The following is a 23771-nucleotide window of genomic DNA, read 5'->3' on the forward strand; positions in this document are numbered from 1 at the left end:
TTCTCGCTTATTCGGGTGAATTCCGTTGCTTATAGGAATTTATTAACACCATTATCGAGTAAGCACCTGCAAATCAGCACGGCAAGAAGAGCGACTTTTACCACGCTCTTCGGGCGTTTAGGTCAAATAGGCCACAGGGGAGCCTCATCCATCAAGGCCACCTGCTCGCGCAACTCCAGGATACGGTCTTGCCAGTAACGCTGCGTGTTAAACCACGGGAAGGCGACGGGGAAGGCGGGGTCGTCCCAGCGGCGCGCCAGCCAGGCCGAGTAATGGATCAGGCGCAGGGTGCGCAGCGCTTCGACCAGGTACAGCTGGCGCGGGTCGAAATCGCAAAAATCCTCGTAGCCGGCCAGGATGTCGCTCATCTGGCGCACCATGTCGCCCCGCTCGCCTGACAGCATCATCCACAGGTCCTGGATGGCCGGTCCCATGCGGCTATCGTCGAAATCGACGAAATGCGGGCCGGCGTCCGTCCATAGCACGTTGCCGCCATGGCAGTCGCCATGCGTGCGCAACACGGCCACGTCGCCCGCGCGGTCATAGCAGCGCTTGACGCCATCGAGCGCCTGCTGCGCCACGCTGGAATAGGCGGCCAGCAGTTCGGGCGGCAGGAAATTGCCCTCCAGCAAGAACTCGCGCGGTTCGACGCCAAACGTCTGGTGATCGAGCGCCGGGCGTTCCTTGTACGTGGACAGCGCGCCGACGGCGTGGATGCGGCCGATGAAGCGCCCTGTCCATTCCAAGGTCGCCGGGTCGTCCAGCTCGGGCGCGCGGCCGCCGTGGCGGGGGAAGACGGCAAAGCGGAAGCCCTGGTACTGGTGCAAGGTGCTGCCATTGATCTCCAGCGCCGGCACCACCTGGATTTCGCGCTCGACCAGCTCGGACACGAACGCGTGTTCTTCCAGGATGGCGGCATCGCTCCAGCGCGCGGGTCGGTAAAACTTGGCCACCAGGGGCGCGCTGTCTTCGATGCCCACCTGGTAGACGCGGTTTTCATAGCTGTTGAGCGCCAGCAGGCGGCCGTCGCCGCGCAGCCCCACGCTATCGAGGGCGTCGAGCACGCAATCGGGGCTCAGGGCGGAAAAGGGATGGACGGGCCGGTCGTCCTCGTGCGGCTGGTTTTCATTGTGCATAAGCGACATTGTAAGGCGCGCGCGGGCCGCCGGTGCAAACACTTCGGCGGCGCAGCCCAGCAAAGCGTATACTGACGGCTTACATTCAATCAAAGAGCAAGCCATGCAACTCGAACAGCCATTATCAGAAAAAGAATTCGACGAACTAGACCAATTCCTGTTGTCGGAGCGCTGCTCCGAGGACGCGATGACCATGGATATGCTGCACGGCTATCTGACGGCTGTGGCCATCGGCCCGGAACCGATCATGCCGGCCGAGTGGTTGCCGCGCGTTTGGGGCGAAGATGCCGAAGATGCACCAAAATTCAAGAACAGCAAGGAAGAAGAACGCATCGTCAACCTGATCATGCGCTTCATGAACGAAGTGCTGGTGACGTTTGAAGTGGCGCCGAAGGAATTCGAAGCCCTGTTCGTCGAACACGACTACGAAGGCCAGACCCTGATCGACGCCGAAGCCTGGTGCTGGGGCTTCTGGGACGGCATGGAACTGCGTCCTGGCTCGTGGAGTGAAATCTGGAACTCCGAAGTGGCCGAGCTGATGCAGCCGATCTACCTGCTGGGCGCCGACGAAATCAAGGAAGAAGAACTGAAACTGGTGGAAGACCCGGTCAAGGCGCACAAGTTGGCGCAGGAACTGGAAGCGAACCTGCCGGCCATCCACCGTTTCTGGGTACCGCGCCGCAAGGCACCGGTGCAAACCATGAAGCGCGAAGAGCCGAAAGTGGGCCGCAACGACGACTGCCCTTGCGGCAGCGGCAAGAAGTTCAAGAAATGCTGCGGCGCCGAGCCGGCAGCCGAGTAATCCCGCAATAGCATCTCCCTCTGCGCCGGCGTCCTGCCGGCGCAGCGCTGGCGTTGGCCCACGGGCTATAATCGCCGCATGAAACTCCCCGACCTGAACCTGCTCGTTGCCCTCGATATCCTGCTCGAGGAAGGCAGCGCCGTGGCCGCCGCGCGGCGCATGAACCTGAGTGCGCCGGCCATGAGCCGCACCCTGGCGCGCATCCGCGACGCCATCGGCGACCCCGTTTTCGTGCGCTCCGGGCGCGGCCTGGCGCCCACCCCACGCGCACTGGAATTGCGCGAGCAGGTGCGCGGCGTGGTGGAGCAGGCGCACGCCGTCTTCACTTCCGGCCGAGAAATCGACCTGCGCACGCTGCAACGCACCTTCAGCCTGTGCGCCAACGACGTGTTTGTCGGCGCCTACGGCGGCAAGCTGCGCGACCTGCTGGCCAGCCATGCACCGAACACGGTGCTGCGCTTCGTGCCCGAAGGCGATGGCGCCACGGAAAACGACGCCCTGCAGGCGGGCCGCATCGACCTGTACATCAGCGCGCGGCGCGCCTTTGCGCCCGACATCAAGCTGCAGCAGCTATTTTCCAGCGGCTTTGTCGGCATCGCCCGCAGCGACCACCCGATCTTCGACAGCCCCCTCAACCTCGACAGCTTTACCGAATACGAACATATCAGCGTCTCGCGGCGCGGCCTGGCGCGCGGCCCGTTCGACACCGCCCTGGCCGAGCGTGGCTACACGCGCAGGGTGTCGCTGATCACGCCCAATTTTCAGTCGGCCATTTTCGCCGTGGCCGATTCGCTCCTGCTGCTACCCCTGATGCCCACGCCCCTGCTGCCCATCGTCGAGCGCCTGGGCCTGAGCCTGCGCCAGTTCCCGCTGCCCATCCCCGTCGACAGCGTGGAAGTATTCCAGGCCTGGCACCCGCGCCTCGACCACGACCATGCGCACCGCTGGCTGCGGCGCATGATCAAGGAGCTGTGCAGCAGCGCGCCGGGAGCCTGAATCGTTGCGTCAGACGCAATCCAGACTTCATCAATGATCAATTTTCACAAGATTAACGGCTACCTATACTGCGTGGACTGATTCTCATCCACGGAGTTCCCTGTGTCTGCTGTCCCCCTTCCCGGCGCCGCCCCTGCGGCCGCGCCGTTCCCTTCTCCACCACAGGCCGCACCACCTGTACCCGCCGTCTTCGGCCTGCGCCTGGCCACGGGCCTGGCCGGCGTGCTGCTGGCCGTACTGGTGTCCGGCCTGAATGAAAACATCACCAAGGTCGCGCTGGCCGACATCCGCGGCGCCATGGGCATCGCGCGCGACGACGCCAGCTGGCTCGTGGCCCTGTATGCGGCCGCCTCGGTATCGGCCATGGCATTTGCGCCGTGGTGCTCCGTCACCTTCTCGCTGCGCCGCCTGACGGCCACCGCCATCCTCGTCTGCATGGCCGCCGGCCTGCTATGCCCGTTTGCGCCGAATCTGTCCGTGCTGATCCTCCTGCGCGTGGTGCAAGGCGCGGCCGGGGGCGCCCTGCCGCCCATGCTGATGACGGTGGCGCTGCGCTTCCTGCCGCCGAACATCAAGCTGTATGGCCTGGGCGGCTATGCGCTGAGCGCCACCTTCGGTCCCAGTCTGGGCACGCCGCTGGCCGCCTTCTGGACCGAGTACCTGGGCTGGCAATGGGCCTTCTGGCAAGTTATCCCGGGCAGCATCATCGCCCTGCTGATGGTGTCCTGGGGCTTGCCGCAAGACCCGCTGCGCCTGGAGCGCTTGCGCCAGTTCGACTGGCGCGGCCTGCTGCTTGGCTTGCCCGCCATCAGCATGCTGGTGGTCGGCATGCTGCAGGGCGAGCGCCTGGCGTGGTTCGCCTCGCCGCTGATCTGCGTGCTGCTGGGCGGCGGCCTCTTGCTGCTGGTGCTGTTTTTCACAAATGAGTGGTCGCATCCGCTACCGTTCTTCAAGCTGCAGCTGCAGCTGCTGTCGCGGCGCAACCTCAGCCACGCACTGCTGACCCTGGGCGGCGTGCTGTTCGTGCTGCTGGCCGTGATCCTGATTCCCTCGTCCTACCTCGCGCAGGTGCACGCTTATCGCCCGCTGCAAACGGCGCCCGTGATGCTGATGGTGGCGCTGCCGCAGTTGATCGCCCTGCCGCTGGTGGCCGCCCTGTGCAATATCCGCGCGGTCGACTGCCGCTGGGTGCTGGCCATCGGCCTGGCCCTGCTGGCCCTGTCCTGCGTGCTCGGAGCGCGCATGTCGCCGGACTGGATACGCACGCATTTCTACCTGCTGCAAGCGGTGCAGATCTTTGCGCAACCGATGGCCGTGATTCCCTTGCTGCTGCTGGCCACCACGGGCCTGGCGCCGCAGGATGGCCCGTTCGCCTCGGCCTGGTTCAACACCATCAAGGGCATGTCGGCCGTCGTCGCCACCGGCGTGCTCGATGCGCTGATCACGCGCCGCAACCATTTCCATTCGACAGTGCTCAGCGAGCGCCTGGGCAACCTGCCGACCGCCGTGGACATGGCGGGTTTGGGTCCTGGCCTGAGTGCGTGCATGCATGCGCAAGTCGTCACCCTGACCTCGTCCGACCTGTACCTCACCGTGGCCGCCACCGCGCTGGCCATGATTGTGATCATTCCCATCCTGCCGACGCGCGTCTATCCGCCGCGCGCCGCTTGACTTTTACTTCACGAAAGAGCCTCACCATGACTGTCCCCATCCTGCGCTCGCGCGCTTTTATCCTCGGCCTGGCCCTGCTGGCCTGCGCTCTCGCCTTCACTGCCTGGCGACTGCTGTTCGCCCGTGGCGAAGAGCAAACCACCGACGACGCCTTTGTCAGCGCCGACTACACCGTGCTCTCCCCCAAGGTGGGCGGCATCGTGCGGGAAGTGCTGGTAGCAGATAACCAGAGCGTGACAGCGGGCCAGCTGCTGGCACGCATCGATGACCGCGATTACCAGGCCGTCGCCGCCTCGGCCCGCGCCGAAGTAGCTGGCGTCGAGGCGCAGCTGGCCAATGCCCGCGCCACCTTGCAGCGCCAGCAATCGGTGATCGAGCAAGCCACCACCCTGGTCGACGCCAACCAGGCGGAAGACAAACTGGCGCAGCAGGAGCTGGCCCGTTCACAGCACCTGGCCGGCCAGGGCGCGGGCAGCGTGCAAAACGCGCAGCAGGCGCAATCGCGCTTCGACGTGAGCCGCGCGCGCCTGGCGCAAAACCGCGCCGCCCTGGTCTCCACCCGCAAGCAGACGGAAATTTTGCAAGCGCAGCAAGGCGCGGCCGAAGCGGCCCTGCTGCGCGCCAGCGCCAGCCTGCAACGAGCCGAACTTGATCTGTCGCATACGCAGCTGCGCGCCCCCATCGACGGCATCGTGGGACGCCGCGCCGTGCGCGTCGGCGCCCTCGTGGCTCCCGGCGCCAGCCTGCTGGTTGTGGTGCCCCTGAACCACAGCTTCGTCGTCGCCAACCTGCAGGAAACCCAACTGACCCACGTGCGCCAGGGCCAGCGCGCCAGCATCGCCGTCGACGCCTATCCGGGCGTGCTCCTGCACGGCACGGTGCACAGCATCGCGCCCGCCACGGGCGTGACGTTTGCCGCCATTGCGCCGGAAAACGCCACCGGCAACTTCACCAAGGTGGTGCAGCGCATCCCCGTCAGGATCGCGCTCGATACGGGCCAGGATGGCGACCGGGACCGGGGCAGCCTCCTGCGCATGGGCATGTCGGCCGAAGTGCGCATCGATACGGCCATGCGCCGTCAAGATATCAAACAGGTGAGCGCGCGATGAAAGCACTGATCTTCATCACGGCCCTGGGCCTGGCCGGCTGCGGCAGCGTCGGCAGCGACTTCCAGCGCCCACACCATGATCGGGGACCGCAATGGCGCCAGGCGCAGGACGCCCGTTTCGCCGCGCAGCAGGATGCCGCCATCGAGCAGCGCTGGTGGGACAGCTTTGGCGACACCACCCTGTCGTCCTTGCTGCAGCGCGCCGCCGGCGCCAACCTCGACGTGCTGGCAGCGGCCAGCCGGCTGCAACAAAGCCGCGCCGCGCGCGGCGTGGCCGGCGCCGCGCAAGGCCCGTCCCTGGGCGCAAATGGCAACTATGGCCGCGCGCGCAACAGCGAACAAGGCTTGAGCGACCCGTCGCGCAACAACGGCCAGGCTGCCTACAGCCTGTGGCAAGACAACCTCGATGCGGCCTGGGAGCTGGACTTGTGGGGCCGCGTGCGGCGCGAAGTGGAAGCGGCTGACGCGCGGGTCGAGGTGGCCCTGGAAACGCAGCGCGGCGTGGTGCTGGCCGTGCTGGCCGAAACGGCGCGCGACTACATCGAGTTGCGCGGCGCACAGCAAACCCTGGCCATCACGCAGCAACTGCTCGATATCGCCCGCCATACCCTGGACCTGACCCGCATCCGCCTGCGCGAAGGCGTGGCGACGCAACTCGACGAGGCAGAGGCGGCGGCCCACGTAGCCACCATCGAGGCGCGCCTGCCGCCACTGCAGCAGCGCGAAGCGCGCCTGGGCAATGCCCTCGCCCTCTTGCTGGCGCTGCCGCCCCAGTCCCTGCAGGCGGAACTGGCGGCGGGCAAGGACATTCCAGCCGTGGCCATGCAGGTGCAACTGGGCGTGCCGAGCAGCCTGGCCGAACGCCGTCCCGACATCCGCCGCGCCGAAGCGCAGCTGCACGCAACCACGGCCGCCATCGGCGTGGCGCAAGGCGATTTTTATCCACGCATCACGCTCTCGGGCAGCGTCGGCCTGCAAGCGATGCAACTGTCCGACATCGGCTGGGACGCCAAGCGCTTTGCCTTCGGCCCCGGCTTCAGCGTGCCCCTGTTCGATGGCGGCCGCCTGCGCGGCAAGCTGCAATTGCGCGAGGCGCAGCAGCAGGAAGCGGCCATCGCCTACCGTCAGACGGTGCTGGCCGCCTGGCACGAGGTGGAAGACGCGCTTTCGGGCTATCAGGCCAACGCCCGCCGCCAGGCCAGCCTCGATGAAGCCGTCAAGCAGGGACGCCGGGCGCTGGGCAGCGCGGAACTGCAATACCGCCAGGGCGGCACGGACTTGATCAACGTGCTGCATGTGCAGAACACTTTATTGAACAACGAAGCGGCGCTGGTCGACAGCCGCGCCACCGCCTCGCTGTCGCTGGTCCAGGTCTACAAGGCGCTGGGCGGCGGCTGGCAAGCATTTTCAACTACATCGCAAGGAAACACGCCATGAAACCGAATCCCGCACAGTTCTCCATCCACGACGTCAGCGACTTTCCCATCGTGCGCTTTCGCCCTGAAACGGCCGTCACCGGCTATGCCCCGCTGTGGGAAAACGACATGGACGCCCTGCTGCGCCACGGTGTACCGTTCGTCATGCTGTTCGAGGAAGAACGCAGCGATGAAGCGCATGTGGACCGCAAGCGGCGCGGCCTGTGGCTCAAGCACAACAAGGTGGCGCTGGCCGCCATTTGCCGGGGCTTGGTGTCGGTCGAAGCGGACGCGGAACAGCGCGCGCGCCTGCAAGCGATGGCGGCCGGCGCAATGAAAGCCTTCGGCATCATGCAGGAGGTGGCGGCCACGCGCGAACAGGCCGAGGCCCTGATGGTGTGGCTGCTGGGCAGCGGCCAGATGGCGCGGCCGCGCGCGGCGGACGTCTGGTGATTGAGTGAGTGAGTCGCTCAGGCTGCCCTGCGTAGGGCGCTTCTGGCAGGGATGACGCACACGTCGCCATCGCTGTTGGTGGCCGTCGTCAGGGCGATGCCGTACAGCGCGGCCAGGGCGGGAACGGCGCCGGCATCGCTGGCAATATCGGCGACCAGCTGGCCCGAACGCACCAGCAGCAGCCGCTCGAAGCCCAGCAAGGCGTGATTGATATCGTGCAGGATGGCGATGACGGCGTGGTCGCGCGCGGCGCAAAACTGCTGCAGGCTATCGAGCAAATCGAACTGCAGGCCGGGATCGAGCGCCGCCAGCGGTTCGTCGACCAGTATCAAGCCCTCTTGCACATCCCACATCTGCGCGAAGATGCGCGCCAGCTGCACCCTGGCCTGTTCGCCGCCGGACAGGGTGTCCAAACGGCGGCCCAGCAGATGCGCGGCATGCGCCAGGGCGGCCGCATCCTGCACGATCTGTCCCAGTTGCGGGTCGATCAGGCGCGCCACCCGTCCCAGGCCGATCACCAGCGCGCACTGCAGCCCGAAGGCCACGCTCGATGCCTGTGGCAGGACGGCGCGGTGCAGGGCCAGTTCGGCCAGCGGCCACTGCGCCAGCGGCCGGCCGGCAAATACCACCTTGCCCGCCTGCGGCTGCAATTCGCGCGCCATCAGTTTGAGCAAGGTCGATTTGCCTGCACCGCTGGGGCCGAGAATGGCGATGCGCTCGCCGGGATGCACCTGCAAGTTGAAGGGACCGAAATACTGCTGGCCCAGTTGCGTGGTGGCAAAGCTCAGCTCAAGTAAGGGCGTCATGGTCATCACTCTAGGCGGTGCCGTGGCGGAAGCGCCGCAACAGCATCAGGAAGAATGGCCCGCCCAGCAAGGCCGTGAAAATACCGACGGGGACTTCCGCCGGGATGGCGACCGTGCGCGCCAGGGTGTCGGCCAACAGCAGCAGCAAGCCGCCCATCAGCATCGCCAGGGGCAGTACCTTGCGCTGGTCCGCGCCCAGCCAGGTGCGCACCAGGTGCGGCGCGATCAGGCCGATGAAGCCGATGCCGCCGCACCAGGCGACGGCGAAGCCCGTCAACACGGCCACCAGCACGATCACCTGCGTGCGCAAACGCCCCACGTCGATGCCCACGTGCAGCGCTTGCGCCTCGCCCAGCGCCAGCGCGTTCAGTGAGCGCATCAGGAAACGCGTGGCCCACAGCGCACCGGCCAGCACCAGCAGCAGGGCCGCCACCTGGCGCCAGCTGCCGGCCGACAGCGAGCCGAGGGTCCAGAAAGTCAGGGTGCGCAACTGGTCGTCGCTGGCCAGGTAGATGCACAAGCCCATGACGGCCACCGTGATGGCGTTCAGCGCCACGCCCGTCAGCAGCAGGCCGACGATGGAGCCGGGCGTGGCCCAGCGGGCGACGCGGTCGAGCAGCACGCAAATGAGCATGGCGCCCGCAAACGCGGCGGCCGGCAGCAGCCACACGCGCAGCTCGGGCGCCACGTGCAGGCTGGCCGCGAAAACGATGGTGGCCGCGCCCGCGCAAGCGGCGCCGCTGCTCACGCCCAGCAGCCCCGGATCGGCCAGCGGATTGCGAAACAACCCTTGCGTCAGGCCGCCGGCCAGCGCCAGCGCGGCGCCGATCAGGATGGCAAACAGGGCGCGCGGCAGGCGAATATGCCACAGCACATACGCGCCGCCGGACAGTGCCTGCTCGCCAGATTGAAACGGCGCCAGCCAGTCGGCCAGGCTCACCGGCACGGCGCCCGCCTGCACGGCAATGATCAAGCCGCAAGCCAGTGCGGCCGCCAGCAGCCCGCCAGCGCTCCAGCGTGGCCAGCGCAAGGACACTGCCGGCGTCATCGCGCGCACGTTCATGCGGCCATGGCTTGCGCGAACGCGGCGTCCAGTTCGGCCAGCGCCTGTGGCATGCGCGGGCCAAAGCCCAGCAGCAGCATGGCTTCCTGCGAGACGATGCGGTGCTTGCGCCCGGCCGGCGTCTGCGCCAGGCCCGGTAATTTGAGGATGCCATCCACGCCGCCCGAGGCCTTCAAGCCCTGGTCCGTGACCAGCACGATGTCGGGCCGCGCGGCGATCACGGCTTCCGGCGTGAGGGGTTTGTAACCGGCGAATCCGGTCTGCCCGCCCATCACGTTGACGACGCCCGCATACGCGAGCATGGCGTCGGCCCCCGTCTCGCGCCCGCCCACCATCACCTGGTTCGGCGCATGGGCGAGGATGAACAGCACGCGCACGGGCATGTGGCCGCGCTGGCGCACCCTGGCCAAGGCGCCGTCCCACTGCTGTTGCAAAGCGTGCGTCAGGCGAGCGGCCGGATCGGGCCGGCCCGTGATCTGGCCCACCTGTTTCACGCGTTCGAGCAAGCCTTCGAATTTGTTATTCGCGTTCAGTACCGCCACCGGCACGCCCGCGTCGCGCACCTGGCGCAGCACCGCTTGCGGCCCCGCTTCCTCGGTGGCGATCAGCTGCGTAGGGGCCAGCGACAGCACGCCCTCGGCCGACAAGGTACGCGCATAGCCCACCTGCGGCAGCTGTTGCGCCACGGCCGGATACAGCGAGGTGGTATCGACGCCCACCAGTTCGGCCTGCGCCTCGAGCGCGTAGACGATTTCCGTCAGGGCGCCGCCCACGCTGACGATGCGCCGCGCCCTGACAACCGGCTTGCCCGCGTCGCTGACGGCGGCCAGCACCTGCATCGGCGCGGCCAGCGCCAGCGCTCCCGCCCCCATTTTTTTCAGCGCGATGCGGCGCGCCACGCTGGCGGCGATCATGCGGCGCATAGTTCGCCCTCCTGCACGACGCGCTCGACGATGTGGCGCCATTCGCACAACTCATGCACGCCCGGCTTGCGTTCGCCGAAGAACATGACGATGGTGTCGCCCCTGGCGTCGAACAGTTCCACGGACGTCACAAGGCCATCGACGGTGGGCTTTCTGACCACCCAGGCGCTGGCGATATGGTCTTCGCGCAAATGCAGGCTGAAGCGCGTGTCGAGGACATTGATCCACGGCCCCATCACGGCGATCTTGTGCACAGGTCCCGAATGAATCTGGATCATGCCGGCATTGCCGACGAAGGCCATGATGGCGACCTTTTCGCGGGCGGCGTCGTTGAGCAGGTCGAGCACGCAGGACTTGTCGAGCTGCTGCACGAAGCGCGCTTCGGCCAGGCGCAGGCCCTGCAGGCGCGAGACCGAGTATTTTTTCAGCACAGTGAAAAATTCATGCGTGTCGCGCAAGTCGGCCCAGGCGGCGCGAAAGCCGGCCACATCGATCTGCGCGTCTGGCAGTTCCGCCGGCGGCGCCGCGGGCGCCGTCACGGCAATGCCAGCCGTCTGGTCCGCGTCGGCAAAGCGCGCCACCAGCGCGTCATAGGCCGCCAGGTCGCTTTGCGGCTTGAGGAAAATCTTGTGTACGGCATGGCCTGCAGCGTCAAAGAATTGCAGGCTGCGCTGCACTTCCTTCTCGCCCCCTTTTTCGTTCACCTCGCGTACGGCAAAGCCATGCGCCCAGTGGCGGTAAAACACGCGCAAGTCGATGTCGCCACCCAGCACCAGGCCCACATGGTTGTTGTGGCTGGCCTTGCGGTAGATGCCCGTCTTTTCATGCACGCACGAGGCGTTGCGCGTCAGCGCCATGACTTCGCCCAGCGGCTCCAGCGCGGCGATGATCGCGGGCCAGTCCGCCTGCAGGCGCTGGGCGCCCAGCAAAGCGCCATCGGCCAGCGACAAGCCCGCGTGCGCAGCAATCAGCTCGCCCTCGGCAATGGCCAGTTCCTCGGCGATGTCGCGGTGGCGGGCATTCTTTTCGCGGCGCAGGCGGGCAAATTCGCTGGCGACCAGTTCGGTATTGCAAATGGGGAAGGTGCTCAACACGGTGTCTCCTTTCAAGGCGAACACTGGCTGGCATGGGCTGGCTGGTGGTGGGGGAATCTTGAATCAATTATAAATGAGAATCATTCGCAATCAAGACTTATTTGTGTGTGCGCCTGAAAGCGAACGAAAAAAAGCGCCGCGACAGGAAACCCGTCGCGGCGCCAAAGGAGACCGATCAGTACGACTGATCAGTGTTGAGAAAATGTCAGCGTTGAATTCAGGCGCTGGCCTGTACCGCCGGCATGGTGGCCGGTTTCGCCGTAGGCCGCTGCGCCAGCAAGACGACGGCGGCCAGCACCATGGCGCCACCGAGCAATTGCGTGCCGCTGACGGATTCCTTCAGCAATGTCACGCCGAACGCCATCGTGATGACGGGTTCAAACGTGGAAATGATGGAGGCCTTGGCCGCGCCGATTTGCGCCACGCCGGCAAAGAAGGCGGCAATCGCGATGGCCGTCGAGAACAGGGCGATGGCGCTGACGGCCAGCCAGCCCGTCGCCGTTCCCGGCAAGGAAACGCCTTGCCACAGGGCAATCGCAGTATTCGACAGGCCAGCCGTGCCCAGGATCACCACGCAAGCGGCCAATGGGTGAATATTCTCGCGGCTTTTCGACAGGCTGTTGCCAAACAGAATGTACACGGCGTACACGCCGGCGGCCATCAATGCCAGGGCGATGCCTATGGGCTGGCCCTGCAGCTTGCCGCCCAGGGTGATGGCCATGCCGGCAATGGCCAGCGCCATCAGCACCAGCATGCGCCGGTCCAGCTTTTCCCAGCCCAGCGCCAGCGCCAGGATGGTCACCAGCACGGGATACACGTACAAGAGCATGCCGCACAGGCCGCTGCTGGCATACATCAGGGCATTGAAATAGCCTTGTGACTGGGCCGTGTACATCAGGCCCATCAGCATGTAGCCTGCCAGCAGGCGGCCGCGCGGCAAGCGCCAGCCGCCCAGCCACACTAGCGGCAGCAGCAACATGGCGGCGATGACGAAACGCAAGGCCAGCATGGTCGACGGGTTGACCCCGGACGCATAGGCCGCCTTTGCAAACACTGCTGAACTGCCGAAACCGGCGGCCGACAGCAACACCAGCGCAACAGCGCGGCGATCAGACATGACTAACCTCTTCAAATAAATCGGGTAGAACGAAGAACAAGGCGGGCTGTCCGGAGCGCCTCTGCGGGCGATCTCGTTCCTGGCTTGGGATGCTTGCGCGAAAAATCCTGCATTAATCATATTGCGGGTCACTTCACGCATAGCCGGCATCATATTCGCTTGCGCAAAATGAAACAAACCAATATTCTTCACGGATAGGCTCAATATTATTTAGCCTTAACGAGGAGGTTCATCCGCATGTCACGTCCCTTGCCCCCGCTCGCCGCCCTGCACGCCTTCGAGGCAGCCGCCCGCCATGAAGGCTTCCAGCGCGCGGGCGAAGAACTGCACGTCTCGGCCGGCGCCATCGGCCACCACGTGAAACAGCTGGAAGCGTGGCTGGGCGTGGTGCTGTTCCAGCGCCTGCCGCGCGGCGTGGTGCTCACCAGCGCCGGCCAGCGCTATGCGGCCGCGCTGGGGCCGATACTCAACCAGCTGGCCGAGGTGTCCGAGCAAGCGCGGCGCCAGGGCGATGACAAGGTGGTGACGGTGACGGCCACCAGCTCGCTCGTCTCGCGCTGGCTGATGCCGCGCCTGGGACGTTTGCGCGACCGCTACCCGCAGATCGAACTGCGCGTGCTGGCGTCGATGCACCCGGTCGACCTGGCGCGTGATGGCGTGGACGTGGCCATCCGCCTGGGGCCGGGCCGTTATCCGGGTTTGAAGGTCGATTTACTCATGGAAGAATGGTTTTCCGCCGTCTGCAGCCCCGGCTTTCGCGCCAACGCGGCCAGCCTGCGCCAGCCCGCCGACCTGCTGCGCTATCCGCTGCTGCACGACGAGCCGGAAGTGCACCTGCCCGGCGAGATCGACTGGACGCGCTGGCTGCACAGCTGCGGCGTGCATTACAGCGGCAATAGCGGCAACAGCGGCGCGCGCTTTTCGCACACGTATTTATGCCTGGACGCGGCCGCCAGCGGCCAGGGCGTGGCCATCGCCGCCAGTCCCCTGATCGGCGACGACCTGCGCTCGGGCCGCCTGGTGCGCGTGTTCGAACACGCGGTGCGCGGCCCCCACTGCTATTATTTGCTGCGCTCGCCCCAGGCGGAAACGCGTCCCCTCGTGCACGCGTTCTGCGAATGGCTGATCGCCGAGGCGCGCGCCGACCAGGAAACCGTCTGGCCCACTGCGGAGACAGCATGAGCAGCAGGGAACTGGCGCGCAGCGCCCAATACATAGTCCAGCATGCATATGAACAGGCCAGCGTGACGGCGGCCGATGGATGGCGGCAAGAGCTGGGCGAATTCTATGGCGATCCGGCCGTGGCCTTGATCGATATCAATGAGCAATGGTGCGCCGTGGCGGGCGAGGGATTGGTGCTGTGCCGGCTGGGCCAGCCGTTTGGACAGTGCGTGGGATATTTCCGCGAACCTGGCGAAACAGCCTGGATCACGGACTTACGGCAAACGGGACCGTTTGCGCTGGAGTGGCAGGATGAGGATGGCGTCTGGTCCGCCCTCGCCTTCGAATTAGCGTAACGGAACCTTCGCGACGCCTCACAAAACCGTAGCGAGCGGAAGGGAGAGGTGGCTAAGAAGCGTAACCGTACTTCTAGTACGGTGAGCATCGCAGGCCGCCTATACCGACGCGCAGCAGGTTTTGTGAGGCGTCTTCGATTACAGCTTGATGAAGTGCTCGCGGTAGTACTTCAGCTCTTCGATCGATTCCAGGATGTCGGCCAGGGCCGTGTGCTTCTGGTGTTTCTTGAAACCGGTGGCGATTTCCGGCTTCCAGCGCTTGCACAGTTCTTTGAGTGTCGACACGTCAACATTGCGATAATGGAAGAACGCTTCCAGCTTCGGCATGCCGCGCACCATGAAGCGGCGGTCCTGGCCGATGGTGTTGCCGCACATGGGCGACTTGCCTGCCGGCACGTATTTCTTCAGAAACGCGATCAGTTCCGCTTCCGCCTGCGCTTCCGTCACGGTCGACGCTTTCACCTTGTCGATCAGGCCGGAGCGGCCGTGCGTGCCCTTGTTCCAGGCATCCATCTTGTTCAGGGTTTCATCCGACTGGTGGATCACGAACACGGGGCCTTCGGCCAGCAGGTTCAAGTGCATGTCCGTCACCACTACCGCCACCTCGATGATGCGGTCGGTATCAGGTTCCAGGCCCGTCATTTCCATGTCGACCCAGACCAGGTTCATCTCATTTGGACGTGCCGGGACAACGGGTGCAGGGGTGGATGCGGTTAAGTCGGTCGCTTGTGACATAATTCTCTCTTGGCCTAATCAAACTAAATAATCAGCCATTTTCTCACAGGCACAGAATGTATTCACTCGCGTTTTCGATTTTGTTTGTATCCGTCCTCGTTTTGACCCTGGCCGTGCGCTTCTGGCTCGCTTCGCGGCAGATCCGCCACGTGCTGGTCCACCGCGCCGCTGTACCGCCCGAGTTCGCGGAAAAGATCCCGCTGGCCGCGCACCAGAAGGCGGCCGACTACACGGTAGCCAAAACCAAGTTCGGCTTGCTGACCTTGCTGGTCAACTATGCCGTGCTGATCGGATTTACCTTGCTGGGCGGCTTGCAATGGCTGGCGCTGTCCCTGAATGAATGGATGGGAGCGGGCTCGCCCATGCTGTACCAGATCGGCCTGATCGCCGCCTTTGCCATCATTTCCGGCCTGATCGACCTGCCCTTCGATTACTACCGCCAATTTGTGCTGGAGCAGCGCTTCGGCTTCAACACCATGGCGCGCAAGCTGTTCTTTACGGACATGCTCAAGGGCGTGGGCCTGGGCGCGCTCATCGGCTTGCCGCTGATCTGGGTCGTGCTGACCCTGATGGCCAAGTCGGGCGACCTGTGGTGGCTGTACGCATGGTTCGTCTGGAGCGGCTTCCAGTTGCTGATGATGGTGTTGTTTCCCACTGTCATCGCCCCGCTGTTCAACAAATTCACGCCCCTGGCCGATGAATCGCTGAAAAGCCGCATCGAAGGCTTGATGCAGCGCGTCGGTTTCGCCTCTAAAGGCTTGTTCGTCATGGATGGCTCAAAACGCAGCGCCCACGGCAATGCCTACTTCTCGGGTTTTGGCGCCAACAAGCGTATCGTCTTCTTCGACACCCTGCTGTCGCGCCTGGCGCCGCAGGAAATCGAAGCTGTGCTGGCGCATGAACTGGGCCATTTCAAGCTCAAACACATCGTCAAGCGCATCGCCATGATGTTCCTCATCTCGCTGGGCTTTTTGGCCCTGCTGGGCTTCCTGAAGACACAGCCATGGTTTTACGCGGGCCTGGGCATCGATCCCGTCGCCCTGGCACTGACGGGCCAGCCGACGGATGCTCTGGCGCTGCTGCTGTTCATGCTGGCTTTGCCCGTCTTCACTTTCCTGCTGGGACCGTTGACATCGCTCAGCTCGCGCAAGCACGAATTCGAGGCCGACGCCTTTGCCGCCACGCACACACAGGCCGATGACCTGGTCTCGGCGCTCGTCAAAATGTACGAAGACAATGCGTCGACCCTGACGCCCGACCCGCTGCACTCGGCCTTCTACGACTCGCATCCGCCGGCCAGCGTGCGCATCCGCCACCTGAAAGGGGCTGCCACATGAATACGCCATCGACCTCGCAAGACCTGTCCCAACTGTCCTGCGCACCGCGCCAGCAGGCGCTGGGCGACACGGACATCGCCACCCTGCACGCCCTGTTGCCCCAGTGGAGCTTGCAAAATGGCAAGCTGTGCCGCGACTTCGGCTTCAAGAATTACTACCAGACCCTGGCGTTCGTGAACGCCCTGGCCTATATGACCCATACGCAAGACCACCATCCGGAGCTCATCATTACCTACAAAACCTGCGCCGTGCGCTACGACACGCACTCGGTCAACCAGGGCGCCGGTGGCCTGTCCGAAAACGACTTCATCTGCGCCGCCAAGGCCGACCTCATCTTCCAGAGCAGCCAGGTGGCCCCATGAGCGAAGGCAAGTTGACGGGCGTCATCATCGCCGCCCACGGCCGCCATTACCTGGCCGACGTGGAGGGCGCCAAGCTGCAATGCGTGACGCGCGGCAAGAAAACCAATGTGGCCGTGGGCGACATCGTGCACTTGACGCGCACCTCCAACGACCAGGCCGTCATCGACCGCATCGAGGAACGCAAGACCCTGCTGTACCGCTCGGACCAGTACAAATCGAAGCTGCTGGCGGCCAATCTGACGCAGCTGTTCATTGTCGTGGCGACGGAACCGGGCTTCGCCGACGACCTGATTTCGCGCTCGCTGGTAGCGGCCGACGCGGCCGGCATCGCGGCGCGCATCATCCTGAATAAAACGGATGTGACGGCTTCGCTGGACAGAGCCCGCGAACGCCTGCTGCCGTATTCCTCGATGGGCTATCCCGTCGATGAAGTGTCGGCGCGCGCCGAACCCGAGCACGCCGTGGCCACCTTGGCGCCGCTGCTGGCAGGCCAGTCGTCGATCCTGATCGGCCAGTCGGGCATGGGCAAGTCATCGCTGATCAACCTGCTGGTGCCGGACGCGGACATCGCCGTGCGCGAAATCTCGGCCGCGCTCGACACGGGCAAGCACACGACGACCTTTACGCGCCTGTACAAGCTCGACGAACTGAGCGCGAACAGTTCCATCATCGATTCGCCCGGTTTCCAGGAATTCGGCCTGTACCACCTGAGCGAAGGCATGCTGGAGCGGGCCTTCCGCGAATTCCAGCCCTACCTGGGCGGCTGCAAGTTCTACAACTGCCGCCACCTGATCGAGCCGCAATGCGCCATCCTGCAAGCCTTGTCTGAAGGCAAGATCGCCAAGATGCGCCATACCCTGTATGGCCAATTGCTGCACGAATCGGCGCAGACGCTGTATTGATCTGTCATGGCGCCCGCTATCACAGTGGGCGCCAATCCAATAAAACCCCTATCGTTGCAATTAAAACAGAATTAAATTCTGTTGTATAGCCAACTTTCCACCGTTCATTTCAAAACCATCCGTCGCGCGATTGTGCGCTTCAGCGCCGGATTCCGGCATTTCGTCGCTTCGCGCTGGCATGGCGCCGATCCACTTGCTACCTTGGCATTGTCCCCGCCAGCGAACCTGCTGGAGACAACATTGGTCTAACTCCAACTAGCATCTCGATCACAAGGTGAAATCATGAAACCATCATTCTCGCGTACCCTCGCCCTCGGTAGCGCCGCCCTCATCCTCGGCCTGTCTTGCCTCAGCGCCAGCGCACTGGAAATGGGCGAACAAGACAAGGTCCAGGTCTCCGGCAAAGTCTACAAGCTGGCACCGCAGGAAGTCAGCCAGTACGGCAACAGCTACCAGCTCGACACGGGCGATACCCTGCTGCTGCGCCAGCAAGTCAACCGCTATTTCACGCACATCAAGGGGCAACCGGAAGTGGAACTGTTCGGCCGCGCGCCAGGCATCTTTGAAACGGCCAGCGGCAGCCGCCTGGAATTTCGCAACGATGGCGACGTCATCGCCATTACCGGACTGAATAATATTCCGGGCGCCATCGCCAAGGCGGGCGAAACGGCCAGCACCGTGCACTTCGCCGGCCGCTAAAGCAAGCGGCACGGCGACGGGCCGCCAGGCCATCACCAAGCCGTCCACGGGGCGTGCACCAGCCGGCAGGGGCTGGTGCACGCCCCGCCTGCTTTGCGCAGATTGACATGACGCGTGCAGAAAATACTGTCGAGTCGGCCAAACAACTGCATCCGAATGCAGCTTACAATGCGATTCAATAAGGTGTCACTGGCCGCTGGCCAACACCATCGCCTTGCGGGAGATTTCGGATGGAAATGTTCGCACTCGAACATGACATTGCACAGTGGGAAGACACACTACGGCCACTCAGCGCAGTGGAGCGCCTGCCCTTGCTGATGCTGCTGGCCTGGCATTTGCGCCAGCGCAACTGCGCCCAGGCGCAGCACTATGCGGCCGAAGCGGAGGGCTGGTTGCCCCTGGCAAACCTGCCGGCGCAGGCATTGGCCATCGCGCAGGCACGCCTGCAGCTGGTGCGGGCGGAAGTTGCATGGTTGCAAGGTTCACTCGATGCGGCAGAAAGCCTGGCCATGGCGGCGCACGCCATCCTGTGCGCGTACGGCGACGGCGCCGGCTGCGCCGACGCCCACTGGCTGCTGTCCTCGATCGCTGTCGACCGCGGCGACCATGCCCGTTGCGATGCCGAGCTGCTGGCCGCGGCGGAGCAAGCGCGCGGCGCCGGCGATGGGGTGCGCGCCAGCCTGGCCGACGCGGCCATGGCGCGCTGGGCCGTCTTGCGCGATGCGCCAGCCGCTCAGGCGCGCTGGGGCAAGCACTTCCAGGCCGACAGCGCCAGCGGCAAGCTGCCCGCGCCGCTGGCCACCTGGGTGCATGACTTTCGCGGCTTGCTGGCGCACACCTCGCGCGATCTGGGCACGGCCGCCGGCCACTATATGCAAAGCTATGAAGCGGCGCTGGAAAGCGGCCAGCTGCGCGGCGCCATCACGGCCGCCATCAATATCGGCGACTGTTTCGCCAGCCTCAACGACAACGAATCGGCCCTCGAATGGATGCAGTGCGCGCTGGACCTGGCGCGCCCCACCGGCTGGCCGCGCAGTATCGGCGCCTGCCAGACGCATACGGCCGAAACCATGCGCAGGCTGGGACGCCTGGCCGCCGCCGAAGACTTGCTGCGCGAAGCGCTGCAGATCCTGGCGCCCATGTCGGGCGCGCGCACCTATGCCAACGCGCTGTTCCACCTGGGTGAACTGAGCCTGGACAAGGGCGACTACGACACGGCGCTCGACGCCTTCAGCCGCCTGGCGCAGCGTGCCGAAGCGCTGGGCCAGGCCGATTTCCGCAGCATGGCGCAGCGCGGCAGCGCCCACGCGCTGTCCTACCTGGACCGCCCGGACGAAGCGCTGCAGGCGGCCGAGCGGGCGCGCCAGCTGGCCACGGCGCAGGGCGACGCCATGCACCAGGTGGCGGCGCTGCGCGTCTTGTCCATGCTGCATGCGCGCCACGAGCTGCCGCCGCCAGCAGACATGCTGGAACGCAATCCGGCCCTGCATTTCCTGCACCAGGCGCTGCAGGTGGCCGCTTCCATCGAAGGCTATTCGCCACCCGGCGAACTGCTCGATGCGCTGGCGCGCGAATACGCGCATGCGGGCGACTATGCGCGCGCCTACGATATCGCCCTCGATGCGGGCGTGGCGCGCGAAAAAAGCCACACCCAGCAGGCCAGCAACCGCGCCACCGCCATGCAGGTCTACCACCAGACGGAACATGCGCGCTCGGAAGGCTATCACCACCGCGAACTGGCCGCCTCCGAAGCGCGCCGCGCCGAAGTGCTGCAACAGACCAGCGACACGCTGGAACGGCTGTCGGCTATCGGCCAGGAAATCACCACCCACCTCGACGCCAGCGCCGTGTTCCAGGTACTCGACCGCCACGTCCACGCTTTACTGCCAGTCAACACCTTCGCCGTCTACATGCTCGATGCTGCGGGCACGGCGCTGCGCCGCGCGCACGGCATGGAAGCGGGCCGGCCCCTGTCCGACAACGCCATTCCCCTGAGCAATCCACGCGCCTACTCCGTGCGCTGCCTGCTGGGCCGGCGCGAAGTGTATATCGACCAGGTGCCCCCCAAGCGCCACGCCTACACCGTACCCGGCACCCTGCATAACCAGAGCGTGTTGTACGTACCGCTGATGGTGGGCGAGCGCGTGCTGGGCGTGATGACGGTGCAGGCTTGCCATGCCCGTGCCTACGGCGAACGCGAGCGGCTGATCTTCCGCACCCTGTGCGCGTATGGCGCCATCGCGCTCGACAATGCCAGCGCCTACCGGCAATTGCAAGATGCCCAGGCGCAACTGGTGTCGCAGGAAAAACTGGCCGCCCTCGGTTCCCTGATGGCCGGCGTGGCGCATGAACTCAATACCCCCATCGGCAACAGCCTGTTGATCGCCAGCACCATGCAGCAAAAGACGGAAGACGTGGAGCGCCTGATGAACGGTCCCGGCCTGCGCCGCTCCGACCTGGCCGCCTACATCGAGGATGCGGGCAAGGCGTCGGCGCTGGTGATGCGCGGCCTGCACAGCGCGGCCGACCTGGTCAACAGCTTCAAGCAGGTGGCCGTCGACCGCACCACCGAACAGCGGCGCCAGTTTGACCTGCAACAAGTGAGCAATGAAATCATCGCCACCGTCATGAACCGCATCCGCAGCTCGGGCCACCGCATCGAGACGGACATCGATTTCGGCATCGCCATGGATAGCTATCCGGGTCCGTTCGGCCAGGTGATCACCAATCTGATCAACAACGCCCTGCTGCACGCGTTTGCCGCCGCGCCCAACAATGGCGCCGCCGGCAAGGGCTGCATGCGCCTGTCGGCCACGCTCGATGGCGTGCGCGTGCAGGTCGTCTTCGCCGACAATGGCAGCGGCATCGCCGAACAGCATTTGTCGCGCATCTTCGACCCCTTCTTTACTACCAAGCTGGGCCAGGGCGGCAGCGGCCTGGGTTTGTCGATCAGCTACAACATCGTCACGGCCCTGCTGGGCGGCACCATCCAGGTCGCCAGCAGCCCCGCCGGTACGCGTTTCACGCTCGATCTGCCGCTGGTGGCGCCGCAGATCGATGCAACCACCCCGGCCAACATCTATTAAGCCGGCAAGACCCTGGCTGGACGCGGCCACCTGTCTACACAAGTACCCGTCCGGCCAGTCTTTCCAATCTAAAAGCAAAACCCTTATAATTGAATAGCTGAAGTCCCTGCCATTGCATGATTTACAACTTGGCAAACCGCATCGACCCGTGCGACAAACAGGCACGGGCACCGATCAACACAGCAGCGCGCCGGGCGAGGCAGTCATCAGACGAGATGTTGTACGCTGATGCAACCCGGCGGGAAAGGCACGCCGCCGGCGGCCTGCGCATCTTCAAGTGGTCATTATGTCGATAAAAAAACCGATCAAGCACTACCTCCAGTTCTCCGATTTCACGTTGGAAGAGTACGAATATGTGATCGAACGCGCCCATCTGATCAAGCGCAAGTTCAAGAATTACGAAATCTACCATCCACTGATCGACCGCACCCTGGTAATGGTCTTTGAAAAGAACTCCACCCGTACGCGATTGTCGTTTGAAGCCGGCATGCACCAGCTGGGCGGTGCTGCCATCTACCTGAACACGCGCGATTCCCAACTGGGCCGCGGCGAACCGGTGGAAGACGCGGGCCAGGTCATGTCGCGCATGTGCGACATCATCATGGTGCGCACGTTTGGCCAGGAAATCATCGAGCGTTTCGCCGCCAACTCGCGCGTGCCGGTGATCAATGGCCTGACCAATGAACACCACCCGTGCCAGGTGTTTGCCGACATCTTCACCTACATCGAACACCGCGGCTCGATCGCCGGCAAGGTCGTCGCCTGGATCGGCGACGCCAACAATATGCTGTACTCGTGGCTGCAGGCGGCCGAAGTGTTCGGTTTCCACGTCAACGTGTCGACGCCGCAGGGCTACGACATTGACCTGTCGCAAGTCAAGACGCAGCGCTACACCTTCTTCGCCAACCCGTCCGACGCCTGCGAGGGCGCGCACCTGGTCAACACGGACGTGTGGACCAGCATGGGTTACGAAGCGGAAAACGCGGCCCGCATCGCCGCCTTCGACGGCTGGATCGTCGATGGCGCGAAGATGGCCCGCGCCGCGCCCGACGCGCTGTTCATGCACTGCCTGCCCGCCCACCGCGGCGAGGAAGTGGCCGCCGAAGTGATCGACGGCCCGCAATCGGTGGTGTGGGACGAAGCGGAAAATCGTCTGCACGTGCAAAAAGCTTTAATCGAGTACCTGTTACTGGGTAAAATCCAATAATTCGCCAGGTACTGCAACCATTCTGGCAGCATCGCAACACATACATCGACAACGACAACTGGAAGCAATATGAGCGACATTAAAAAAGTAGTCCTGGCCTATTCCGGCGGACTCGACACCTCCGTCATCCTGAAATGGCTGCAAGATAACTACCAGTGCGAAATCGTCACCTTCACGGCCGATCTGGGCCAGGGCGAAGAACTGGAACCGGCGCGCGCCAAGGCCATCAAATTCGGCATCAAGCCGGAAAACATCCATATCGAAGACGTCCGCGAAGAATTCGTGCGCGATTTCGTCTTCCCTATGTTCCGCGCCAACACCGTGTATGAAGGCGAATACCTGCTGGGCACCTCGATCGCCCGTCCGCTGATCGCCAAGCGCCTGATCGAAATCGCCAACGCCACGGGCGCCGACGCCATCTCGCACGGCGCGACCGGCAAGGGCAACGACCAGGTGCGTTTCGAACTGGGCGCCTACGCCCTGAAGCCAGGCGTGAAAATCATCGCCCCATGGCGCGAGTGGGATCTGCTGTCGCGCGAAAAACTGCTGAAGTACGCGGAAGACGCCGGCATCGACATCGACATGAAACACAAGAACGGCGGCGCGCCGTACTCGATGGACGCCAACTTGCTGCACATCAGCTTTGAAGGCCGTCACCTGGAAAACCCCAGCGCCGAAGCGGAAGAAAGCATGTGGCGCTGGACCGTCAGCCCTGAAAAGGCGCCGGACGAAGCGGAATATCTGGACATCGAATACGAAAAAGGTGATATCGTCGCCATCAACGGCGTGCGCATGTCTCCCGCCACCGTGCTGGCCGAACTGAACAAAGTGGGCGGCAAGCATGGCGTGGGACGCCTGGACCTGGTGGAAAACCGCTACGTCGGCATGAAATCGCGCGGCTGCTATGAAACCCCGGGCGGCACCATCATGTTGAAAGCCCACCGCGCCATCGAATCGATCACGCTGGACCGCGAAGTGGCCCACCTGAAAGATGATTTGATGCCGCGCTACGCTTCGATGATCTACAACGGCTACTGGTGGGCGCCCGAGCGCGTCGCCCTGCAAACCCTGATCGATCATACGCAGGAAACCGTGAACGGCTGGGTACGCATCAAACTGTACAAGGGCAATGTCATCGTCGTCTCGCGCGATTCGAAGACGGACTCGCTGTTCGACATGAACATCGCCACCTTCGACGAAGACGGCGGCGCCTACAACCAGGCCGACGCCGGCGGCTTCATCAAGCTGAACGCCTTGCGCATGCGCATCGCCGCCATCGCCCGCGAAAAGCGCGGCCAGAAGTAATTTATTACCGGGAGGCACCGCCTCCCGCATCCGCCTG

The 23771-nt window shown here is 64.5% G+C and carries 22 protein-coding genes; 15 read left to right on the top strand and 7 right to left on the bottom strand.

The features are described 5' to 3' along the window. Positions 1-122: 122 nt before the first annotated feature. Complete coding sequence (locus ACQ4W0_RS21990; RefSeq protein ID WP_436578683.1) at positions 123-1136, bottom strand: serine/threonine protein kinase; 1014 nt, start codon at positions 1134-1136, stop codon at positions 123-125. 103 nt (positions 1137-1239) lie between these two features. Here ACQ4W0_RS21990 and ACQ4W0_RS21995 point away from each other — a divergent pair, with 103 nt between their 5' ends. The 6 genes from ACQ4W0_RS21995 (at position 1240) to ACQ4W0_RS22020 (ending at position 7581) form a co-directional block, all read left to right on the top strand. Beyond that, positions 1240-1938, top strand: coding sequence for a UPF0149 family protein (locus ACQ4W0_RS21995; protein ID WP_436553782.1), 699 nt, complete (start codon positions 1240-1242; stop codon positions 1936-1938). A 78-nt stretch (positions 1939-2016) separates the two neighbouring features. Next, positions 2017-2934: a LysR family transcriptional regulator gene (locus tag ACQ4W0_RS22000; protein ID WP_436578684.1), complete on the top strand. Its 918-nt coding sequence runs from the start codon at positions 2017-2019 to the stop codon at positions 2932-2934. Between the two features lie 102 nt (positions 2935-3036). Then, positions 3037-4605 (top strand): MFS transporter, encoded by a 1569-nt coding sequence (locus tag ACQ4W0_RS22005; RefSeq protein ID WP_436578685.1) that lies wholly within the window; start codon positions 3037-3039, stop codon positions 4603-4605. Positions 4606-4631: 26 nt separating this feature from the next. Next, positions 4632-5714, top strand: a complete 1083-nt coding sequence (locus tag ACQ4W0_RS22010) for an HlyD family secretion protein (RefSeq protein ID WP_436578686.1) — start codon at positions 4632-4634, stop codon at positions 5712-5714. Continuing rightward, the gene (locus ACQ4W0_RS22015; RefSeq protein WP_436578687.1) at positions 5711-7150 is read left to right on the top strand and encodes an efflux transporter outer membrane subunit; all 1440 of its coding nucleotides are present in this window, start codon (positions 5711-5713) and stop codon (positions 7148-7150) included. Before ACQ4W0_RS22010 ends, ACQ4W0_RS22015 begins: the two co-directional genes overlap by 4 nt. Continuing rightward, a complete protein-coding gene (locus tag ACQ4W0_RS22020) occupies positions 7147-7581 on the top strand; it encodes a hypothetical protein (protein ID WP_436578688.1) in 435 nt (144 codons plus the stop codon). The genes ACQ4W0_RS22015 and ACQ4W0_RS22020 overlap by 4 nt, the downstream gene beginning before the upstream one ends. Before the next feature lie 17 nt (positions 7582-7598). Here ACQ4W0_RS22020 and ACQ4W0_RS22025 read toward each other — a convergent pair whose 3' ends face one another. From ACQ4W0_RS22025 to ACQ4W0_RS22045, 5 genes are all read right to left on the bottom strand, one after another. Next, a complete protein-coding gene (locus ACQ4W0_RS22025; RefSeq protein ID WP_436578689.1) occupies positions 7599-8387 on the bottom strand; it encodes an ATP-binding cassette domain-containing protein in 789 nt (262 codons plus the stop codon). Positions 8388-8397: 10 nt separating this feature from the next. After that, positions 8398-9450 carry a FecCD family ABC transporter permease gene (locus ACQ4W0_RS22030; protein ID WP_436578690.1) on the bottom strand — a complete coding sequence of 351 codons (1053 nt, stop codon included), beginning with the start codon at positions 9448-9450 and terminating at the stop codon, positions 8398-8400. After that, complete coding sequence (locus tag ACQ4W0_RS22035; RefSeq protein WP_436578691.1) at positions 9447-10373, bottom strand: heme/hemin ABC transporter substrate-binding protein; 927 nt, start codon at positions 10371-10373, stop codon at positions 9447-9449. The genes ACQ4W0_RS22030 and ACQ4W0_RS22035 overlap by 4 nt, the downstream gene beginning before the upstream one ends. Next, positions 10361-11464 carry a hemin-degrading factor gene (locus ACQ4W0_RS22040; protein WP_436578724.1) on the bottom strand — a complete coding sequence of 368 codons (1104 nt, stop codon included), beginning with the start codon at positions 11462-11464 and terminating at the stop codon, positions 10361-10363. The genes ACQ4W0_RS22035 and ACQ4W0_RS22040 overlap by 13 nt, the downstream gene beginning before the upstream one ends. Before the next feature lie 220 nt (positions 11465-11684). Further along, a complete protein-coding gene (locus ACQ4W0_RS22045; protein ID WP_436578692.1) occupies positions 11685-12584 on the bottom strand; it encodes a DMT family transporter in 900 nt (299 codons plus the stop codon). A gap of 237 nt (positions 12585-12821) precedes the next feature. Here ACQ4W0_RS22045 and gcvA point away from each other — a divergent pair, with 237 nt between their 5' ends. Further along, complete coding sequence (gcvA, locus tag ACQ4W0_RS22050) at positions 12822-13766, top strand: transcriptional regulator GcvA (RefSeq protein ID WP_436578693.1); 945 nt, start codon at positions 12822-12824, stop codon at positions 13764-13766. Then, the gene (locus ACQ4W0_RS22055) at positions 13763-14101 is read left to right on the top strand and encodes a hypothetical protein (RefSeq protein WP_436578694.1); all 339 of its coding nucleotides are present in this window, start codon (positions 13763-13765) and stop codon (positions 14099-14101) included. The genes gcvA and ACQ4W0_RS22055 overlap by 4 nt, the downstream gene beginning before the upstream one ends. A gap of 138 nt (positions 14102-14239) precedes the next feature. Here the strand turns inward: ACQ4W0_RS22055 and orn are convergent, their stop codons facing one another. Then, positions 14240-14836, bottom strand: coding sequence for an oligoribonuclease (gene orn, locus ACQ4W0_RS22060; protein WP_170840539.1), 597 nt, complete (start codon positions 14834-14836; stop codon positions 14240-14242). Between the two features lie 56 nt (positions 14837-14892). On the opposite strand from orn, the gene ACQ4W0_RS22065 reads away from it, so the two are divergent. From ACQ4W0_RS22065 to ACQ4W0_RS22095, 7 genes are all read left to right on the top strand, one after another. Beyond that, positions 14893-16173, top strand: a complete 1281-nt coding sequence (locus tag ACQ4W0_RS22065; protein WP_436578695.1) for a M48 family metallopeptidase — start codon at positions 14893-14895, stop codon at positions 16171-16173. Beyond that, complete coding sequence (locus ACQ4W0_RS22070) at positions 16170-16535, top strand: 4a-hydroxytetrahydrobiopterin dehydratase (protein WP_436578696.1); 366 nt, start codon at positions 16170-16172, stop codon at positions 16533-16535. Before ACQ4W0_RS22065 ends, ACQ4W0_RS22070 begins: the two co-directional genes overlap by 4 nt. Then, positions 16532-17437, top strand: coding sequence for a ribosome small subunit-dependent GTPase A (gene rsgA / locus ACQ4W0_RS22075; RefSeq protein WP_436578697.1), 906 nt, complete (start codon positions 16532-16534; stop codon positions 17435-17437). Before ACQ4W0_RS22070 ends, rsgA begins: the two co-directional genes overlap by 4 nt. 282 nt (positions 17438-17719) lie before the next feature. Next, positions 17720-18136, top strand: a complete 417-nt coding sequence (locus ACQ4W0_RS22080; protein WP_436578698.1) for a hypothetical protein — start codon at positions 17720-17722, stop codon at positions 18134-18136. 236 nt (positions 18137-18372) lie between these two features. Then, complete coding sequence (locus tag ACQ4W0_RS22085; protein WP_436578699.1) at positions 18373-21222, top strand: ATP-binding protein; 2850 nt, start codon at positions 18373-18375, stop codon at positions 21220-21222. Positions 21223-21508: 286 nt separating this feature from the next. Continuing rightward, positions 21509-22429, top strand: a complete 921-nt coding sequence (gene argF / locus ACQ4W0_RS22090) for an ornithine carbamoyltransferase (protein ID WP_436578700.1) — start codon at positions 21509-21511, stop codon at positions 22427-22429. 69 nt (positions 22430-22498) lie between these two features. Next, positions 22499-23734, top strand: a complete 1236-nt coding sequence (locus ACQ4W0_RS22095) for an argininosuccinate synthase (RefSeq protein ID WP_071078781.1) — start codon at positions 22499-22501, stop codon at positions 23732-23734. The last annotated feature ends 37 nt before the right edge of the window (positions 23735-23771 follow it).

Origin of the sequence: Janthinobacterium breve, assembly GCF_051380895.1 — a bacterium.
Lineage (GTDB): Bacteria > Pseudomonadota > Gammaproteobacteria > Burkholderiales > Burkholderiaceae_D > Janthinobacterium.

Bases quoted from the DNA above. Each gene is read 5' to 3' on its own strand.
- ACQ4W0_RS21990 (WP_436578683.1), bottom strand. From the start codon at position 1,136: ATGCACAATGAAAACCAGCCGCACGAGGACGACCGGCCCGTCCATCCC.
- ACQ4W0_RS21995 (WP_436553782.1), top strand. From the start codon at position 1,240: ATGCAACTCGAACAGCCATTATCAGAAAAAGAATTCGACGAACTAGAC.
- ACQ4W0_RS22000 (WP_436578684.1), top strand. From the start codon at position 2,017: ATGAAACTCCCCGACCTGAACCTGCTCGTTGCCCTCGATATCCTGCTC.
- ACQ4W0_RS22010 (WP_436578686.1), top strand. From the start codon at position 4,632: ATGACTGTCCCCATCCTGCGCTCGCGCGCTTTTATCCTCGGCCTGGCC.
- ACQ4W0_RS22015 (WP_436578687.1), top strand. From the start codon at position 5,711: ATGAAAGCACTGATCTTCATCACGGCCCTGGGCCTGGCCGGCTGCGGC.
- ACQ4W0_RS22020 (WP_436578688.1), top strand. From the start codon at position 7,147: ATGAAACCGAATCCCGCACAGTTCTCCATCCACGACGTCAGCGACTTT.
- ACQ4W0_RS22025 (WP_436578689.1), bottom strand. From the start codon at position 8,387: ATGACGCCCTTACTTGAGCTGAGCTTTGCCACCACGCAACTGGGCCAG.
- ACQ4W0_RS22030 (WP_436578690.1), bottom strand. From the start codon at position 9,450: ATGAACGTGCGCGCGATGACGCCGGCAGTGTCCTTGCGCTGGCCACGC.
- ACQ4W0_RS22035 (WP_436578691.1), bottom strand. From the start codon at position 10,373: ATGCGCCGCATGATCGCCGCCAGCGTGGCGCGCCGCATCGCGCTGAAA.
- ACQ4W0_RS22045 (WP_436578692.1), bottom strand. From the start codon at position 12,584: ATGTCTGATCGCCGCGCTGTTGCGCTGGTGTTGCTGTCGGCCGCCGGT.
- gcvA (WP_436578693.1), top strand. From the start codon at position 12,822: ATGTCACGTCCCTTGCCCCCGCTCGCCGCCCTGCACGCCTTCGAGGCA.
- ACQ4W0_RS22055 (WP_436578694.1), top strand. From the start codon at position 13,763: ATGAGCAGCAGGGAACTGGCGCGCAGCGCCCAATACATAGTCCAGCAT.
- orn (WP_170840539.1), bottom strand. From the start codon at position 14,836: ATGTCACAAGCGACCGACTTAACCGCATCCACCCCTGCACCCGTTGTC.
- ACQ4W0_RS22065 (WP_436578695.1), top strand. From the start codon at position 14,893: ATGTATTCACTCGCGTTTTCGATTTTGTTTGTATCCGTCCTCGTTTTG.
- ACQ4W0_RS22070 (WP_436578696.1), top strand. From the start codon at position 16,170: ATGAATACGCCATCGACCTCGCAAGACCTGTCCCAACTGTCCTGCGCA.
- rsgA (WP_436578697.1), top strand. From the start codon at position 16,532: ATGAGCGAAGGCAAGTTGACGGGCGTCATCATCGCCGCCCACGGCCGC.
- ACQ4W0_RS22080 (WP_436578698.1), top strand. From the start codon at position 17,720: ATGAAACCATCATTCTCGCGTACCCTCGCCCTCGGTAGCGCCGCCCTC.
- ACQ4W0_RS22085 (WP_436578699.1), top strand. From the start codon at position 18,373: ATGTTCGCACTCGAACATGACATTGCACAGTGGGAAGACACACTACGG.
- argF (WP_436578700.1), top strand. From the start codon at position 21,509: ATGTCGATAAAAAAACCGATCAAGCACTACCTCCAGTTCTCCGATTTC.
- ACQ4W0_RS22095 (WP_071078781.1), top strand. From the start codon at position 22,499: ATGAGCGACATTAAAAAAGTAGTCCTGGCCTATTCCGGCGGACTCGAC.